Raw genomic sequence first — 18,076 nt, 5'->3', positions numbered from 1 at the left:
TTATTTTGCGGACGATGCCTTCTGTAGTTACCATACTCCTCTACCTTTTCTGGCTGTTTGCCGGATGTGCCCTGCTGCTGCGGAGCCGGCAAATTCGGTTAACCGGTATCGGTAGTTACCGGTGGCTGGGCTTCTACGGAATAAAAATCATCACTGGTACAGTTTACGGCATGTGGTATGCCCGTCAACCCGGCTCCGACACCTGGCGCTTTCACGAGGGCGCCCTCATCGAATACCACGAACTCTGGCATCAGCCGGGTCACTATTTCACGGGGATTTTCAGGGAAATCCTGTATAAGCCCGGCGGCCTGCTGCAAAGCTCCGGCTACTGGAATGACCTGAGGGATAACCTGATGCTGAAAGTGATCAGCCTGATGGATGTGCTAAGTGGCGGCAATTATTATATTAATGTGGTGTTGTACGAATGGTTCACCCTGTGGGGCATGGTCTGGTTGGTACTGGCGCTCACGGCTGTCGCAGGAATAAAAATGCCGTGGTGGACCTGGGCAGCACTCTGCCTGCTGCCATCCTGCCTGTTCTGGACCAGCGGCATCCATCGCGATGGCTTTGTTCTCCTGCTCACCGCAGGTTTGTTGTACCAGGTCACTCACCCTTCTCAAAAGCTTTTCGGGCGTTTTGGCCTCCCCGTGATGACGCTGACGCTGCTGTTCTTTGTGCGTAATTATATGGCAATCCTGCTGGCACCAGGAATCCTGGTCTACCTGCTGGCGCAGGAATTCAACTTCCGGTGGAAGAACGGCCTCATCCTCGCTACCTACGGATTGCTGGTCACCGGCATCTGCTCCATACCGGAGGGACGGACCGCCCTGCTGGAAAAACAGGCGGCCTTCAGCCTCCTGGAAGGCCGGTCAAGGATGCCGGAATTCCTCCTGGAAGATAATCCGCTTAATTTTATTATAAATATTCCTAATTCGATATGGCGCGCCCTCAGTTACCCCCGTTTGGGTGACCAGGGGGGAATATTATCCCTGGTTGCCACAGTAGAAGGCACCATGCTGATCATCTTCTGGGCCCTGACGATCGCTTTCGCCTGGCGATGGCGGCACCGTGCGGAAAATTTATCCTATCTACTGATCTGTTCCTCAGTTACTTGCCTGTGGGTGATCGGTATCACTGTACCTTTTGCGGGTGCCCTTGTACGTTACCGCTGTATCCCCCAGCTGCTATTGACGGCAGCATCCTGCCTGCTTTACCTGCGCCGAAAACATATTGCATAAAATTGCATGTTTATAAAAACGGTCAGTTTTTGAGGTAAAACGATGGTTAAACGATTGAATTGTATCAATTTTTTAACCAACTTAGCCGAAATTTCGAAAAATCGGTTTAAGGCCGTTCTATATTCGCGTTTTGTCATTTATTTGCACAGCTAAAAATCAAACTTCATGTCATCATTACGTTTCAAAGCGTTGGAAAGCATCGCCCAGTCGAAGGAGACACCACTGGTGGGGACAACCAAGATCACTGCCTTATTTGGAGAAAATGTATTCACCCTGCAGAAAGCCCGTGCTTTCCTGAGTGACGAAGGGTACAAGAGCCTGGTAGCTTCTATCAAAGGTGGCAAGAAGATTGACCGCCAGGTAGCCAACCAGATCGCCGCCGGCATCCGCCAGTGGGCAGAATCCAAAGGGGTAACCCATTTCACCCACTGGTTCCAGCCCCTTACCGGTACTTCAGCTGAAAAGCACGACTCTTTCTTCACGCTGAAAGGTGATGGCACCGCCATCGAAGAATTTGATGGTGCTGCACTCATCCAGCAGGAGCCTGATGCATCTTCTTTCCCCTCCGGCGGCATCCGCGCTACTTTTGAAGCCCGCGGTTATACTGCATGGGATCCCTCTTCACCAGCGTTTATCCTGGAAGTTTCCCAGGGCAAAACACTCTGCATCCCGACCATCTTCGTTTCCTACACCGGTGAAACGCTCGACTATAAAGCGCCCCTGCTGAAGAGCCTTGAGGCCCTCAACAAAAGCGCTGTTGAAGTAGCCAACTATTTCGACAAAAACGTGAACCGCGTCAGCGCTACCCTCGGCTGGGAGCAGGAATATTTCGTAATCGACGAAGGCATGTTCAATGCCCGCCCCGACCTCGTACTGAGCGGCCGTACCGTATTCGGACATGCCCCTGCAAAAGGACAGCAGCTGGAAGACCATTATTTCGGCAGCATCCCCGAGCGCGTATATGCCTATATGCGTGATTTCGAAAATGAGTGCTACAAACTGGGTATTCCCCTCCGCACCCGTCACAATGAAGTGGCTCCTGCACAGTTCGAGTGCGCCCCCATCTTCGAAGAAGTAAGCGTTGCGGTTGATCACAACACCCTCCTGATGGACATCATGGATCGTGTTGCACGCCGCCACAAACTGCGTGTACTGCTCCATGAGAAGCCATTCGCCGGCATCAACGGTAGCGGTAAGCACAACAACTGGAGCATGAGCACCGATACCGGTGTTAACCTGCTGGCTCCCGGCAAAACGCCGAAGACCAACCTGATGTTCCTCACCTTCTTCGTGAACACCATCAAAGCCGTTTACGACTACAGCGACGTACTGCGTGCCTCTATCGCCTCTGCAGGCAACGATCACCGCCTGGGTGCCAACGAAGCACCTCCGGCCATCATCTCTGTATTCGTTGGTCAATACCTGTTCAACGTGCTCAACGAGATCAAAGAGCGCGTGGGCGACAAATTCGACGAACAGGATGAAGCCATCCTGAAACTCGATCTGCACCGCAGCATTCCTGAACTGCTGCTCGACAATACTGACCGGAACCGTACTTCACCGTTCGCATTCACCGGCAACAAATTCGAGTTCCGCGCTGTAGGCTCAACTGCCAACTGCGCTAACCCGATGATCGTGCTGAACACCATCCTGGCCGACACCCTGAAGAAATTCAAAAAGGATGTTGACGCCCTGATCGAAAAAGGTGAAAAGAAAGAGATCGCCATCATGCACGTGATCCGCGAGTACATCGTTGCGAGCGACAAAGTACTGTTCGAAGGCGACGGTTACAGCGAAGCATGGGAAAAAGAAGCTGAAAAGCGCGGCCTTCCCAATGTAAAAGCTACTCCGCTGGCACTGGATGCCCTGGTTACCGAAAAAGCGAAACACCTCTTCGAAAAGAATGACGTGCTCACCCACATTGAACTGGAAGCCCGTCACGAAATCGAACTGGAAAAGTATATCAAGCGCGTTCAGATCGAAGCCCGCATCATGGGTGAACTCTGCACCAGCCATATACTTCCCGCTGCTGTAAAATATCAGAACGTTCTGATCAACAATATCAAGGGTATGAAGGATCTCGGACTGGAAGATCAGACTTCCAACCAGAAGCAGATACTCGTGAAGATCAGCGAACACATCAACAAACTGAGCGACCTCGTGGAGAAAATGATCGAAGCCCGCAAAGTTTGCAACGCGATGGACAACACCCGCACTAAGGCAATCGCTTACGAAAGCCAGGTGAAGGGGCCTTATTTCGACGCCATCCGTTACAGTGTGGACAAGCTGGAACTCCTGGTAGACGACTCCTACTGGCCGCTGCCGAAGTACCGCGAGATGCTGTTCATCCGCTAAGTCTTTTTGGATCAAAACCAACTGCGAAGGAAGCCCGCTCGGAAGAGTGGGCTTTTCCTTTCTTACCCACCAGCTTTGACTGCTGAAGCGTTAGCGTAAGCAGTAGCTTTAGCGAAGGTGGGTTTTTAGAAGTTTAGGAGTTTATGAGTTTAGAAGTTTAGAAGTTGGGAACCCCGTGGGAGAGGTTTGATGTTTGCCTTTGCCCACCAAAACTTTAGCGAAGGTGGGGGTTTGCGGTCTGAGATTGGGTTTGAGGTTGAAGTTGGGTTCGATGGGCACGCATTCGATTAAATTTAATCCAACAAGCCAATGGCAATTGCCGAAATAGACCTAATTCTGCGTAAAAAATTCAACTACTAAACGGAACCACTAGTTTATTTTTCTGCAACGCAGTCTGGTGGCTCATTTCACTCAGTTTTACAAATTGGCCTTTTTCAAAAAAGCAATACCCACTTCCCGAAGGGGATTATTTACCGGCGAAAAGCTTTCTATATTGTTCCCGCCTCGAGGCCTTTCCCGCCTTTATCAAATATAAAATAGCGTAGCAGGCTGCAGTAGCTGCCGCCGATGCCACGAATAAAAATAGTCCTGGTCATAACCCTGACCCGTGAAAGTTCTGTTCTCTGCTTGAAAAATCAATGAGAAGGAATCAATCTCGAATTTTTCAGATCATGATAGCGGAATCTGCCTTCCAGACCAATCAGCCGCTGGCCGCGGCTGTAAATAGAATCAGTTTTCGTCGCATTGATATCCCGCCAAAATAGCTCCGTTTTTTCAACTTTCTAAACGTTGCCACCCCATGGCAGACTTATTGCAGGCATAACAATAAGGAACTGCTGCTAAATACCGCCATTATGAAAAAGGTTGCTATCACCACTACCCTGGTCACTTTATACCTGGTCTTTTTCCAGCTGACCCCTTTCATCGGGTTCTCGCCTGCTGCAATTTCATGGATGTTCATAGCCTCACCCTTCCTCATCATTGGAATGGTTTACGTCATACTGAAATACGGCAAACCGTCCAGGTATACTTTTGATGAAAGATTTTATGATGACCTGGATTATGAAAGAAACGGCAAAGAATAGTAGTACTGGAAAACGTGAATCAGACCTCCTTAATGCTTACCTCCCTGGATGTCATTAATTTCCGATACGGTCAGGTCTTTGAATTCAGCTTCAAGATAGTGTGCATTTTCTTCAACCGTATCGCGGAATCCGGCTTCTTTCCGTCGTTGGTTAACATTTCCGCGATCCCTGATCGGCCACATCACCCATTGGAATTCCTTATTCCCGGTCTTCGGGTTCAAAAGGGTTAGCCCCACCGCCTGCGTACCGTAAATCTGTTCCTGGTTTTGCATCATCAGCAACCTGTCCTGCATTTTTGCTACCAGCATAAAAGGCAGCTCGCCATTTTTCCCCGCGGTTTCAACAAGCGGAAAATATTTCTGAATATTGGGTGTGTTGTGTTGCAACACATACCATGCGGCTTCATTGGTTGGTTCACCTACCAGGCTCTTACCGGGATATCCCTGGTGAATGAAAATGCTTTCAATTTCTGCCCAGTTGGAAGAATCGCTTTTTTGCTGCAACTTCCACAGATGCCGGTTTAAAGAATCTGCCGGAATACCAAACTGCTTTGCAAGCGAAAGTTTTTTCGCATTATCCAAACTCATCATCTCCCGGTATTTCTGATCGAGAGCCATGATAGAATCCAACCGCCTTTTCAGCTCCGTGTCCAATTGCCCCTGGCCAACAACCAGCTTGGCGGTCAGCAATATCATAAAAGAAAACAATAACTTTTCGAAGCGCATAGTAACAGGAAGTTACTCTTTATTTTTTGGGTTCAAACAACTCGATCAGGTTGCCCGAAGGATCCTTTAAAAGTATCTGCTTCCCACCCTGCCCCACAATCAATTCATTGCGAAAACTAGCCTGTTTTGCTTTGAGTTGCTCAATTAGAGCGTCCAGATTGTCTACGCCAAGTTGTATCCTGTTCCATCCACCCGGTTGGGGAACAGTTCCGTCAGGCATCGACTGTCCCGCGCCGCCAAAGCCGGGTTTATTGAAATACAAATTCAGGCTCCCCTTGGATAGCTTGGCAAAACCGGGCTCTACCTGCATGTCTACCTGGAATCCCAGCAAATCTCTATAGAAAGACACCACTTCACCCAGGTCATTTATAATATAACGGACACCGAAAAATTCGGTCCTGGTGTTACGCTCCATATGATTTAGTTTGGATTGAAAAGAAACATAGTTGAAAGGACAAACATCATCAAAGCTTGCCGTTATAGAGGCGTTTGTTGCCATCAACCGGTATAGCGGCAAGCCAGTGTGGGTGGAGTTCACTTCTTATCCAGCTGTTTCGCGAATTGTTCCGCGCTCAGCACCTCGATACCTACAAATTCCTGGTTGCCTTCCACCCACGCATCATGCCCCGGCGGGATCGTGTAAGAGTCGCCTGCTTTGATGGTTTGTTTCGATCCGTCATTCATTTGGATAGTAATGCTGCCGGACACAACATATCCCACATGGGAAAGCTGGCACGAATCAGTGTGCACTACCGGCTTGATGCATTCAGACCACCGCCATCCGGGCTTCATGTGCATGCGTGCCATTGTATACCCATCCAGTCGCACAATTTCAACCTTCGTTTTATCAGGTTGCCGAACCTCATCGGGTGTTTCAAGAGACTTCGCCTCGAGTTTGCTAACTGCTACTGGATTCATCTGACATAGATTGATCCGCCTACTTTTTCGCAATACGCAGGGATTTCGGCGTTCTTCCCTTAATAAAGTTATTTTGGTTATTCCGATTGCTGAAAATTTGTTGGATACGACCAAAGCCAAAAAATCAGTACATTCAGGTTCCTTCCCCCGGTTAGTCTCGTACAGGACGATTATTCCCCGTCAGCTGCAAGCCAGGTTACCGGCTGTTGTGCGGCCGGCGACACCAACATTCAACAACGCTAAGAACATGAAACATCTCCTGCTTTATGTGTTGCCCTTAATAGCAATGGCCGCTTGCAATCAACCGCAGAACACCAATTCACCGGAAACTGCTTCAGATACAGCCCATTCCGAAAGTAGTGCCAGGAACGAAGGCGGTTCAGCCACTGCCTTTAAAGCCGCTGATGCTATCGAACAGGCCGTCTACAGCCGGGCCTTCAATGCTGTGATCTGGGGGATGCCGGCAGTAAACTTTGAACTGATGGCAGAAAGCCTGTCAAAAGCAAAAGGGGATTTTAACCAGGTGGTCTACTGGTCAAAACCCGTAACGGCAATCAACCAGACCCTGACCCCCAACCCCGATGTCATTTATGTAAATCCCTTCTACGATACCAGGAAGGGGCCCGTGGTGTTGGAAATACCGCCCGCCAGCGGGATCTCTTCCATTACGGGCTCAATTGACGATTCCTGGCAGTTGCCCATTGAAGACGTCGGTCCGGCGGGGCTGGACAAAGGCAAAGGCGGAAAATACCTCCTGCTGCCTCCCGGTTTCAAAGGAAAAGTGCCGTCAGGATATTTCCCGCTTCCGGTGGAAACCTATACTGGTTTCGTGATTCTCCGTTCCAACCTGGGCGACCGTAGCGAGCAGGATATGGCCCGGGCAGTCGACTATGGGAAACAGGTAAAGATCTATCCGCTGGCAGAGGCAGGCAATTCTCCAAAAACCGTTTACCTCGACCTGTTGCAGACCCCTTTCGGCAATGTCATTCCCTATGACCTTCACTTCTTTGAATCACTCAACAGTTTTGTACAGCGTGAACCCTGGCTGGAACGGGATATGGCCATGATCGACCCGCTGAAAACCATCGGTATTGAAAAAGGAAAAGCCTTTTCTCCCAACGCCCGCACCAAAGAGATTCTCGCCGCTGCAGCCAAAGACGCCCATGCCTTTATCCGGAGTGATCTTGAAAAAGTTTTCGATCCGCCTTTCTATGAAGGCACACACTGGGCCTTGCCGGTTTCGCCTGCAACGGTGCAGGCAATGACCACGCATTACAATGACGTCAACTTCTATCCCATTGATCAGCGTGCGGTTGCTTATTCCCTGGCATACTTCAGTGCCAAACACCTCGGCACCGGACAATTCTACCTGATGAATATCCAGGACAAAGTGCGCCAGCCGCTGATCGGTTCAAAAACCTACAAGCTGAACATACCTGCGAATGTTCCCGTGAAACTCTATTGGTCCGTTACCGTATATGACGCCGCCACGCATGCGCTGGTCACAGGAATGCCCTATGCCAGTCGCGCTTCCAACTCCCCCGGACTGCAAAAGAATGCGGATGGCTCAGTAGACCTTTGGTTCAGTGCAACCGCACCCGAAGGCAAGTCTGCGAACTGGATCCCTGTAAATGCGAAAGGGAACTTCGAATTGCTCGCCCGCTTCTATGGACCGGAAAAAGCTTTCTTTGAAAAGGCCTGGAAAATGGGGGATCCCGAAGAAGTGAAATAACCCATAGGAATGGGTTACGCCCCGTGACTCAGCTTCCTGGTCGCCTGAGCAATACTGTGAATTACTTTACGGGCATCGCAGTTATTTAATCCCGCCCCCCAACAGGCATTGAATTCCAGCACAAACCAACCTGTTGTAATAATATAAGCAATGTCAATTGCGCCAATACAAAGGCGAAGGCCTGGTTACCATAAATACTAATGACACTGTCGGACAGGTCATCCTGTTTGATCCAGAACTTACCTGGCCGTAAAACATCGCCTCCAATGGATTGCCATGTAGCGGCAACAGCTTCAAATTCCGAATCCGTCTTTTCCGGCATGAATAATATACTGGCAGTGCGGTACAAGTAATACGCTCGCTTTGGAATGATTTCTAGCAAACTACAAATAAATACAGGGGTAGTAGTTTGTAGCCAAAAAGTTCAATTACATTCACTTTGTTGCTTCATCAGGATAATCGAAAAGATATTCCACCCACAACGCTTTCGCGTATTCCAGGAAACCATCGGGCAACTGGCCGAATGACCAGTCTGGAACGAATTTCCCGCCTGCCTCATTATCCATCATCTGCGAGGACGTTTGAGAAGTACCCCGGATGACATACTTGTTGCTGCCCTGGTGCAGGACAAGTTTCAGTGTACGTACACTCACATCCCCGGTGCAGGTCGTCGAATACATCATCCAGGTTTCTGAAATGCCGTTCTTGTCAAGGTCCGTTATACGCACCGATCCTGCCCGGAATTCCGTTATCACATCCAATGGGCAATCTCTCACATAATCAGTAAGCTTCCACAAAAGTGAATCACCATTGATGATATGGTAAGCATACAGTGATTTTTCCCGGCTGTCCCCGTTACCATCCTTTCCTGTATGCCAGGTTTCCTTCCCTTCCGTCAATATCAAAGAATTTGTGCCAAGCTTATCCACCCAACGCGCGGCATGCACTACTTTTCCGGGGAACTTAAATTTCTGCTGAAGGGTATCGGCGCGAAAAGATTTCGGGACCGGCTGCGCCTTTCCCAAAACCGGCAGCAAAAAGATCAGCATCCAACAAGGTGCACACCTATTAAATCTTCTCATAACTAATAATGAATACGCCGAACCACTTTCGGATGTTTGGTTTGTTGGTAGCGATCAACGGCTTCTTCCCCGCCTGGAGTTTTGTATACTCCTCGGTTTCCAGGCGCAGGTATTTGATATTATCCTGTAAATACTGGTAGATTTCATTCCTGGTGATGGCATCCTTCACCCTGAAGTGTTCGTAGGAATCTGCATTGTACCTTACCACAAAATTGTCCCGCCCGTTTTCCATTTCAACTGCCTTGAAATAATGCACCGGAACACCAGAGCAATTCCGCTCCGGCAATTTATTCGCGCGCAGGTCAGCCAGCACCTGCTCCATTTCGGTTGGTCTTGGATTGATCCGGTAGAGGGTCTCTTCAGAGAAAGCAATGATCCGGTCATCGCCTTTTTCTTCGTTTGTCCAGAATTTCATACAGTACTTTTGATCAGATGATAATAATGATTGTCGCCTTCGTCCTCAAATTCGCTCACCAGCTTTAATCCAAAACCCGACAACAGCGCCAGGTATCGTTCAGCACCAAGTGACACAGATCCCCGGTCCGTCAATACATCGATCCAGGTGATAGTCTTCGTAGGCGCAGTAAATAAAAACTGTCCACCTTCCTCCAAACCTCCGGCAACTTTTTTCAATACCAGTTCCTGTGATTCCGCAGGCAGCAGGAAAATCAATCCAATCGCCACTACAGCATCAAACTTCCTGTTAAAGAAAACAGATGTTTCCACCGGCTCGCAGGCAACAGGAACTCCGGGAAAATTCTTCCGGAAGGCCGCTTCCATCGTCGGAGCAGCATCGACGCCATACACTGAAAATCCCGCATCCAGCAAAACTTTAGTACCAGGTATACCCGTTCCGCAACCAAGATCCAGTACTGTACAGCCTTTCTTCAAATGCACTACCCACTGTTTCAATTCATGCGCACCAATGCCATGAACTGCACTGCCCCGGGTGGCGATAAACTCCCGGGCCTTCCGCTCATATCCATTGGAATTATCCGTTGACATAGTTCAGAAAGTCCATTTGACGATGGTAATAATCCCCGTAATCAGACTGATAGCCAGGAAAATAAAAAGTATTATGCATCCCGGTTAGTGTCAATATCATCGCTTTTCCGCGGGCCAAACCGCACTTCACTGATCCTGAATTCACTATCCTGCTCCATACAATTCTGTAGGTCCTCCAGTGACACCCTATCATTCAGCACATGACTTTTCCCTTCCGCTTCAGCAGCCTGCAGTAGCGAAAGCGCCATCATCTTCAACCCATCAGCATTCGCCTGAATATATCCACCCTCATTCCGATGGGTATAAATTCCAATCTTCACCTGCTCCTTCCGGATAGCACCTTCCAGTTCCTTCACAAGGAACTCAATTTTATTAACGCCCATTTCCACCTGGTAAAATTTGATAATCCAATTGTCGGAAGCTGATTTTCCTATAAAATATCTGCACGAATATCATCATCATTAAAAATTGAAAACCGATCCCGCAACATTTGCCACCCGCGACAATCTCTTTGCGCCTTTGCACCTTTGCGTGCTTTGCGCGAAACTACCTAAGCGCCAGCGCAGGCAGCAAGATAATTCCCTTCCCATTCCTTTGCAAGCAATTTCATAAAAAAGCTGCGCCATCACTGACGCAGCTCACAAGAAACAATTGGACATAATATGCCGGTAGCAAATCATCCTGCAAAAGTGAACAGCGCCGCCGATAATCTGGTGCAGGTAACAATATGATAACAATGCACGGCTTCCGGTAGATCCGGTGTAATATTGCAAGCTGTCTTAAGAAATGGTTTGAAGTTTGGAGTCTGTAGTTTGTGGTTAAGTTTGAAGTTGGGCCTGCAGCTCAACGCTTTCGAATAACGTTATCGTACACAGGTATCGGATTTCGCCAACGCCAACCTTTAACCTCAAACCCAACTCCAAACCTCAAACCGCAAACTTCAAACATTCCTTTACACATGAGTTTCTCCGACTGGCTCTCCCTCCTCTCCCAGCAAATCCTTGCTACCGACCTCCTGCAGTGGACCGCCATCATCCTCAGCGTAGCCGAAGTGCTGCTGGCCCGCGCCAACAAAGTATGGCTCTACCCCACTGGTATCGTCGCCACGGTGATCTCCATCTATATTCTCACGAAAGCCGGACTCTATGCCGAAAGCCTGCTGAACGGCTACTATGTTGTGATGAGCATTTACGGCTGGTGGTATTGGGTCAAGAAACAAGACAACCACCCGGTAACCATCACCCGCAGTACCGCGGCAGAATGGCGCATCACAACCGCCATTTCATTGCTCGGTTGCGCCGCGCTCTATTTCCTGCTTCGCCATTTTACCGATTCCACCGTACCCCTCTGGGACGCCTGGGTCAGCAGCACCGCCTGGGCCGGCATGTGGCTGCTTGCCCGTCGTAAACTGGAAAACTGGATCCTCCTGAACATCTCCAACGCTTTCGCCATCCCGCTCCTGTTCCATAAAGACCTCCCGCTTTATGCATTGCTGACCATCTTCCTGTTCATTGTTGCCGTTGTGGGTTATTTAGATTGGAAAAGAAAGCTGACCCATGTCCTGCGGGCAAACAGTAAAAACTAAGTAGAACAACGTAGATTCAAAAACCCGCCTTTTCCCCGAAAAATACCTGTACCACGCTGGCTAGTTTTGCTCCCGCAAATCAAAAAACCAGTTATGAATCGTTACAGAACGGCCTGCGCGGCCACGCTTATCCTCGGTATTGGATTATTCGCGGCATCCTGCCACAAAAAGAAAGTGGAAGATCTTATCTCCGGCAACGATGAGATCTCTTCCCAGCTTGTCAACAAAAAATGGAACCTGACGGAACAGACCATCGCCCCTGCTATTGATGTAAATGGCGACGGAACCCCTGATACCAACATGCTCAACTTTTTACCGGAATGCGCAAAAGACGACTATATCGTATTCGACAAAGAAGGCAGCTTTACCATCTTCGATGGCACCAACCTGTGTACTGAATCCCAGCCGGAGGTGGGCTCGTGGTTGCTGACCAACGAAAAGGATCTGCTCATCACACAACCCGCCGGCATCCGCGAAGCAAAAGTGATCAGCATCACCGGCACCAGCATGAAACTCGAAGTGAAAGATTTCCTGGAAGGACAAAACGTGACGATCACTGAAGTGTATACGAAGCGATAGAAGAAAAGACCAAAGTGTAGGTGGCTGCGCGCCTGCATCTCTGCGAGTCCCGCGTGAAAACCACTTTGCGCCTTTGCACCTTTGCGTGCTTTGCGCGAAAAAAAAACAATTGCGTGAAAAAACACCCGCGTGAAAGGCGCGCAGCGCCTGCCGCCTACCCCTTTGCCTTTTCCGCTTCCTCCTTCACCCGGAACTTAACAATTTTTGCCACCAGCGTGAGCGGCAGCTTCTCCTCCAATGGAAACTGGATCGCGCCCTTCGACGTCACATACCCCGCGAGCTCCTTCTCAAACGCCGCCACACCCGACGGAGCAGGATAAAACCCGATATGCTTCTTCGCCGCCGCAAAGTGAACAAGATTGCGTTTCAGTTTGAAAGTCGGCATGCCATAGGCCATCGCTTCAACAGCCGCGGGCGCGGCCTTCCGGATGGTGTCGCGCATCGCTTCCAGGCGCGCTTTCACTTCGCCGTCAAAACCCGCGATATAGGCGTCGATATCAGCTGGCGGGGTACCCGCTGCTTTTGCTCCCTGCTGCATAAGTTGCTGATTTATGTTTGGCCGGAGAATTCTCCGGACCTACTCCGTCCTTAAAGATAACGCAGGATTCCGTAAAGCCGCACGGGCAGAATGGATCGCTACCGTCACCAGCGCAATACCGGCAATAAGCAGCAAGGGCAGCAACAACAAAACGGGACTCACCTCGATCCGGAACGCATAGTCGCTCAGCCAGCCGTTCAGGATAATCCACGATACCGGCATCGCAATTACACCAGCGATCAGTACCAGTTTCAGGTATTCTCGGCTCAGCAGGCCTACCAGTTCGGGCACACTGGCACCCAGCACTTTCCGCAGGCCCACTTCTTTGGTCCGCTTGCTGATGGAATACAACGACAAGCCAAACAGTCCCAGCGATGCCACGAGCACAGAGAGCAACGTAAACCACCAAAGCACGGAAGAGAACAACCGGTCATTCTGGTATTGCTGCGCAAAGCGCTGGTCGAGGAAGCTATAGGTAAAAGGAGATTCGGGAAATCTTTTCAGCCAGAGTTGCCGCACCTGGTCCACCAGCTGCTGCATATCACCCGTTTCCACTTTAAGGGAATACCAGTTCATATCAGCTTCCTGGCTGGGATAAAACACGATGGGATCATAACTGTACTGGAGCGATTGCTGGTGGTAGTCATACAACACACCGATGATCCTGCAGTCATGACCGGCGCCATTGATGATCTGCCCGATTGCCGCCTGCGGTGAAGCATATCCAAATACTTTCGAGGCCGTTTCATTCAAAACAATATTCAATACCTGTGTGGTATCGTTCGAATAGGGCTTATCCTTATCGAACCCGCGGCCGGCTGCGAATTTCAGGCCGTATTGGGCAAAGAAATGTTCATCCACGCCGAAGGTCCGGCAGCTCTTGTTGTCGAGGGATGTCTGCCGGTGGAAACCCGTAGAGCTGCCCACTTCACCGCCGGGCACGTCCGTAGAGGCCGCAACGGCTTTCACCCCGTGGAGCGCACGCAGGTCATTAAGAAAGGACTGAATGGTCATCAATGCGGCACTGTCCTGGTTCACCGTCTGTTCCAGCACCAGCGTCTGCCGGATGTCAACCCCCAGTTCGCGTTTACTCATGAACGTAAGCTGGCGATAGAATCCGATCGCCCCGGCAGTCAGCACGATGGCCGCAGTGAACTGCAATACCACCAGTGATTTCTGGAAGATATGGCTGCCGCGGCCACTGCCTCTTCCACTTCCCCGGCCACTGCTTAGTCCGCTGGAAGATTTCAGCGTTTGAATCGGCTGGAAAGAAGACAACACAAATGCGGGATAGAAACCCGACAGCAAAGTACTCACGAGCAGGAAAGCGAGCAGGCTCACCCAGAACAGGGCATTGGCCTGCTGGAGACTCGTAATATCTCTTCCGACCAGCTGTGCAAAAGCCGGAAGCGACAAACTGAAAATGATATACCCGATCAATGCCCCGGCGATATTACCGATAAAGGATTCCGCCAGGAACTGCCGCACCAGTTGTATGCGGCTGGCACCAACCACCTTGCGCACCCCGATCTCCCGGGAACGTTCCAGCGAATGCGCTGTGGCAAGGTTGACGTGATTGATCAGGGAGATGAACAGGATCATCAGCGCCGCAATCCCCAGGTATTTGAGATAATAAAGGTTCCCATTGCCATCCAGTTCATAGCTGTAGGGCGATCGCGTATGGATGTCACGAATCGGTTGCAGTTTGAATTCAACGGAATAGTTCGCTTCCTTCATGTCGGCGGACTTATATTTCTCCGCAAACGCCGGCAACTTGGCCTCGAGTGTCTTGATATCGGAAGGCTTGTTCAGCAGCAGGTAGGTATAGAAATCGGTCCAGCCCCAGCTTGTATTCGCCCGCCCGTTAGTGATCTGTATGTATTTGTCGAAGTTGAGGAGGATATTGAACCGCAGGTGTGAATTGGCGGGAAGATCTTTCACCACCGCTTTCACGATATAGTCTTCGTTGTCGAAGCGGAGGGATTTCCCGACAGCGTTGGCATCGCCGAAATATTTGATCGCCGTGCTGTGCGTCACCACCGCATCATTCAGCTGGGTCAGCGCCGTCGCCGGACTACCCTTTTCGAACTCGCAGGTGAATACTTTGAACACGTTGGGATCCGTGAAATAGATATTGCCGGACTCATTGAATTTGTTGTCGCCGTGGCGTACAATGCCCCAGCGTTTCCGGAAACGAACCGCCTCCTTTACTTCCGGGAAATCGTGTTTCATGGCAGGTGCCAGCGCAGGATAGGTAAAAGCAAAGGTCTGCGGCATGCCGTTCTTCTCAGTCATGATCATCGGTACCCGCACGATCCGGTCTTTGTTGACCTGGTAATCGTCGTAACTGTATTCGAACCGGAGATAGTTGGCAATCAGCAGGAACACGGCAATACCAATAGCGAGACCCAGGATATGTATGGCTGAAAACACTTTTTTCTTCAGCAGGTTTCGCCAGCCGGTCTTGAAAAAATTAGTCAGCATCTTGTTTCTTTTATTGGTGAATATTTTCCCGCAATTTTTTTTTCGCTATTTTTTTCTCGCAAAGGCGCAATGGTGCAAAGGCGCCAAGATTGAATATTGAATTAATTATCCGGCACACCTCGTTCTACTGACACCAAAATCTTTTTAGTTTCAATCACCTTCTTACCACTTCAACTTCAAAATTTCCTTTCAAATCCTTTGCGCCTTTGCACCATTGCGCCTTTGCGTGAAACCTTTGCGAGCTCCACAAAACCTTTGCGAGCTTACTCTGTGCGCAGGCTCTTCACCGGATTCGCCAGCGCCGCGCGGAAGGTCTGTATGCTGATCACCAGCAATGCCACCACGAGCAACAAGATCCCCGCGATCACAAACACGGTTGCAGTTAATGATATCCGGTAGCTGAAATCCTGCAGCCAGCGGCGGGCAAAGAGCCAGCTGAACGGAATGGCAATGGCGCAGGCCACCAATACAAGGCGAAGGAAACTACGGCTCAGCATCCACACGAGACCGCTGGTGCTGGCGCCCAGTACTTTCCGCACGCCGATCTCCTTGATGCGCTGCTGCACCGTAAAGGCGGACAAGCCGAGCAATCCCACGCAGGCGAGCAGGATGGCCACCCCGGAGAACAGGCTGATCACCTGGGCGGTCTGCTTTTCTGTTTTATAGAGGCGGTTGAATTCTTCATCCATGAAGCGGTAGCTGAAGGGACGGTGCGGCACCAGGGTTTTCCAGGTTTTTTCCAGGTACGCAATAGTCTGCGACAGGTTCGCGCCGTCTGTTTTTACGATCAGGTTGTTGCCGCCCCAGTCGATGGGGAACAGCACCAGCGACTTGATCGGAGTATGCAGGGAAGCAAAATGGAAATCTTTCACCACGCCGCTCACCTCACCCGGACGGCCATCGCCGAGGAACATTTTTTGTCCCACTGCTTTCTCCGGCGTCCAGCCCAACTGGCGTGCAGCAGATTCATTCAACAGGAAATGATAGTAATTGCTGTCGCTGTTTTCGTGTTGCGTTTCCTTCATATCAGCCTTCCTGATCCCTTCGCCGGCAACCAGGGGAAGGTTGATGGCATCGAGGAATTCTTCATCTACCGGGTTCGCATAAACGCTGAGTTCGGTACCTGATGCCATATCCGCGCGGCGCATGGAAAAGCCGCCCACGATATTGACGGGCAGCTGGTTGACGCGGCTCACGGCACGAACATGCGGATCCTTTTTGAATTCGGTCTTCATGGTTTCCAGCTTCTGCGCGATCTTTTCGTCGATATTGATCACCAGGCTGTGCTCGCGGTCGAAGCCCAGGGATTTGTTCTGGATATAACGGAACTGTTGCTGGATCACGAAAGTGGCGATCAGCAGGAAAGCAGAAATGGTGAACTGGAAAACGGTGAGGGATTGCCGCAGGAAATGTCCCTTGCTGGTGTTGCGGAAACTGCCTTTCAATACTTTCACCGGCTGAAAACCTGACAATACGAGGGCGGGATACGAACCCGCCAGCAGGGCGATACTGGCGATCATGATCACGACAGCCGCAATAATGCCCGGTTGCATCAGTTCCCGGATGCCCAGTTCGCGGCCAACCAGATGATTGAAGGGCGGCAACAGGAATTTCACCAGCACCACACTAAGAATGAGCGCCAGCACACAAAGCACTATTGATTCACCGATGAACTGCCAGAAGACCTGTCCCCTGCTGGCGCCGGCCACTTTGCGGATGCCGACTTCCCGCGCACGCTCCAGCGAACGCGCGGTACTCATGTTCACATAGGTAAAGCAGGCGATCAGCAGGATCAGCACGGCGATGCCGGAAGCAATATAGATATAGGCGATATTGGTATTCGGTTCGAAGGAGTCAAAAGGAGAATGGAGGTGGATGCTGGTGTAGGGCTCCAGCCAGTAGGTCAGGAACGTATTGGGATCAGCCATTTCCTTTTTCATGAAAGGGCCGATCTTGGCCTGCAGTTTCGCGATATCGGAAGGCTGTTTCAGCAGTAGGTAGGTGCTGTAGTTGGCGTTCCAGTAGGTGGGTTCGTTGCTGGTACCGAGACTGGAAAAGCTGGCCAGCAGGTCGAAGCGGATCTGTGAATTGGAGGGACTCTCATCGGCTACGCCGGTCACTTCGTAGTTCGTCTGGTTGCTGCCTACCTGGATGATCTTGCCGATGGGGTTTTCCTCGCCGAAATATCTTTTCGCGGTAGCTGCGGATAAGACCACCTGGTTGGGCCGCATCAGCACCTGTTGGGGATTGCCTTTCCGGAGCGTGAAAGCCGGAAATACATTGAAGAAAGTCGAGTCAGCATAGATGAACCGGCGTTCTTCAAACAGCTTCTCGCCCACTTTTACGAGTCCGCCGCCCCAGGTCATCCGGACGCCATCTTCCACTTCCGGAAAATTGCGTTTAAAACTCGGGAACACGTATGTACTCGTGTAATTCCCTTTGTTCGGTTCTGTGCCGCCGAAACTGTATTCCATGATCACGCGTGCGATCCGGTCGCCTTTGGGCTGGAAGCGGTCGTAACTGAGTTCGTGGCGGATATACAGCACCATCAGCAGGCAGCAGGTCAGCGCCACTGTGAGTCCCGACAAATTGATAACACTGAACCCCTTGTGCTTCATGAGGCTTCTGATCGCGATCTTGAAATAGTTCAACAGCATGTCCGGTCGTATTGGTCGTTTAAAATTTCAACAAAAAAGGTTTTTCCGCGGAAATGGATTTTCGGATAAGGTGCCTGTGAAATCTGAATAAAG

General features: G+C 50.4%; 17 protein-coding genes. 6 read left to right on the top strand and 11 right to left on the bottom strand.

Annotated features, from left to right (window positions below; all coding sequences use genetic code 11):
- The first annotated feature begins 14 nt into the window (after positions 1-14).
- The 3 genes from FPE01S_RS16395 (at position 15) to FPE01S_RS16385 (ending at position 4,678) form a co-directional block, all read left to right on the top strand.
- Complete coding sequence (locus tag FPE01S_RS16395; RefSeq protein ID WP_046370138.1) at positions 15-1,238, top strand: hypothetical protein; 1,224 nt, start codon at positions 15-17, stop codon at positions 1,236-1,238.
- Positions 1,239-1,403: 165 nt separating this feature from the next.
- Positions 1,404-3,593 (top strand): glutamine synthetase III family protein, encoded by a 2,190-nt coding sequence (locus FPE01S_RS16390; RefSeq protein ID WP_046370137.1) that lies wholly within the window; start codon positions 1,404-1,406, stop codon positions 3,591-3,593.
- A gap of 854 nt (positions 3,594-4,447) precedes the next feature.
- The gene (locus tag FPE01S_RS16385; protein WP_046370136.1) at positions 4,448-4,678 is read left to right on the top strand and encodes a hypothetical protein; all 231 of its coding nucleotides are present in this window, start codon (positions 4,448-4,450) and stop codon (positions 4,676-4,678) included.
- Between the two features lie 29 nt (positions 4,679-4,707).
- Here the strand turns inward: FPE01S_RS16385 and FPE01S_RS16380 are convergent, their stop codons facing one another.
- From FPE01S_RS16380 to FPE01S_RS16370, 3 genes are all read right to left on the bottom strand, one after another.
- Positions 4,708-5,373: a hypothetical protein gene (locus FPE01S_RS16380; protein ID WP_157474067.1), complete on the bottom strand. Its 666-nt coding sequence runs from the start codon at positions 5,371-5,373 to the stop codon at positions 4,708-4,710.
- A 49-nt stretch (positions 5,374-5,422) separates the two neighbouring features.
- Positions 5,423-5,818, bottom strand: a complete 396-nt coding sequence (locus FPE01S_RS16375) for a VOC family protein (RefSeq protein ID WP_046370134.1) — start codon at positions 5,816-5,818, stop codon at positions 5,423-5,425.
- Positions 5,819-5,937: 119 nt separating this feature from the next.
- A complete protein-coding gene (locus tag FPE01S_RS16370) occupies positions 5,938-6,321 on the bottom strand; it encodes a cupin domain-containing protein (protein ID WP_046370133.1) in 384 nt (127 codons plus the stop codon).
- 247 nt (positions 6,322-6,568) lie between these two features.
- Between FPE01S_RS16370 and FPE01S_RS16365 the strand changes: the two genes are divergently transcribed.
- Positions 6,569-8,053, top strand: coding sequence for a DUF1254 domain-containing protein (locus FPE01S_RS16365; protein WP_083990336.1), 1,485 nt, complete (start codon positions 6,569-6,571; stop codon positions 8,051-8,053).
- 85 nt (positions 8,054-8,138) lie between these two features.
- On the opposite strand, the gene FPE01S_RS25695 is transcribed toward FPE01S_RS16365, so the two are convergent.
- From FPE01S_RS25695 to FPE01S_RS16340, 5 genes are all read right to left on the bottom strand, one after another.
- A complete protein-coding gene (locus tag FPE01S_RS25695) occupies positions 8,139-8,375 on the bottom strand; it encodes a hypothetical protein (protein WP_046370132.1) in 237 nt (78 codons plus the stop codon).
- Between the two features lie 112 nt (positions 8,376-8,487).
- Positions 8,488-9,102, bottom strand: a complete 615-nt coding sequence (locus FPE01S_RS25015; RefSeq protein WP_052955915.1) for a M949_RS01915 family surface polysaccharide biosynthesis protein — start codon at positions 9,100-9,102, stop codon at positions 8,488-8,490.
- A 19-nt stretch (positions 9,103-9,121) separates the two neighbouring features.
- Positions 9,122-9,550, bottom strand: a complete 429-nt coding sequence (locus FPE01S_RS16350; RefSeq protein WP_046370131.1) for a hypothetical protein — start codon at positions 9,548-9,550, stop codon at positions 9,122-9,124.
- Complete coding sequence (locus FPE01S_RS16345; protein WP_046370130.1) at positions 9,547-10,140, bottom strand: class I SAM-dependent methyltransferase; 594 nt, start codon at positions 10,138-10,140, stop codon at positions 9,547-9,549. The genes FPE01S_RS16350 and FPE01S_RS16345 overlap by 4 nt, the downstream gene beginning before the upstream one ends.
- A 71-nt stretch (positions 10,141-10,211) precedes the next feature.
- Positions 10,212-10,523, bottom strand: coding sequence for a hypothetical protein (locus FPE01S_RS16340; RefSeq protein WP_046370129.1), 312 nt, complete (start codon positions 10,521-10,523; stop codon positions 10,212-10,214).
- A 575-nt stretch (positions 10,524-11,098) separates the two neighbouring features.
- Between FPE01S_RS16340 and pnuC the strand changes: the two genes are divergently transcribed.
- Both pnuC and FPE01S_RS16330 read left to right on the top strand, forming a co-directional pair.
- Entirely contained in the window at positions 11,099-11,725 is a 627-nt protein-coding gene (pnuC, locus tag FPE01S_RS16335) for a nicotinamide riboside transporter PnuC (RefSeq protein WP_046370128.1), read from the top strand.
- Positions 11,726-11,818: 93 nt separating this feature from the next.
- A complete protein-coding gene (locus tag FPE01S_RS16330; RefSeq protein ID WP_046370127.1) occupies positions 11,819-12,304 on the top strand; it encodes a lipocalin-like domain-containing protein in 486 nt (161 codons plus the stop codon).
- Between the two features lie 154 nt (positions 12,305-12,458).
- Here the strand turns inward: FPE01S_RS16330 and FPE01S_RS16325 are convergent, their stop codons facing one another.
- The 3 genes from FPE01S_RS16325 to FPE01S_RS16315 all read right to left on the bottom strand — a co-directional run bounded on the left by FPE01S_RS16325 (position 12,459) and on the right by FPE01S_RS16315 (position 17,983).
- A complete protein-coding gene (locus tag FPE01S_RS16325; protein WP_046370126.1) occupies positions 12,459-12,842 on the bottom strand; it encodes an iron chaperone in 384 nt (127 codons plus the stop codon).
- Between the two features lie 39 nt (positions 12,843-12,881).
- Positions 12,882-15,326 carry an ABC transporter permease gene (locus FPE01S_RS16320; RefSeq protein ID WP_046370125.1) on the bottom strand — a complete coding sequence of 815 codons (2,445 nt, stop codon included), beginning with the start codon at positions 15,324-15,326 and terminating at the stop codon, positions 12,882-12,884.
- Between the two features lie 263 nt (positions 15,327-15,589).
- Positions 15,590-17,983, bottom strand: a complete 2,394-nt coding sequence (locus FPE01S_RS16315) for an ABC transporter permease (protein ID WP_046370124.1) — start codon at positions 17,981-17,983, stop codon at positions 15,590-15,592.
- Positions 17,984-18,076 lie beyond the last annotated feature (93 nt).

Origin of the sequence: Flavihumibacter petaseus NBRC 106054 (genome assembly GCF_000974785.1) — a bacterium.
Taxonomy (GTDB): domain Bacteria; phylum Bacteroidota; class Bacteroidia; order Chitinophagales; family Chitinophagaceae; genus Flavihumibacter; species Flavihumibacter petaseus.
This window is presented reverse-complemented; position numbering and strand designations above follow the sequence as displayed.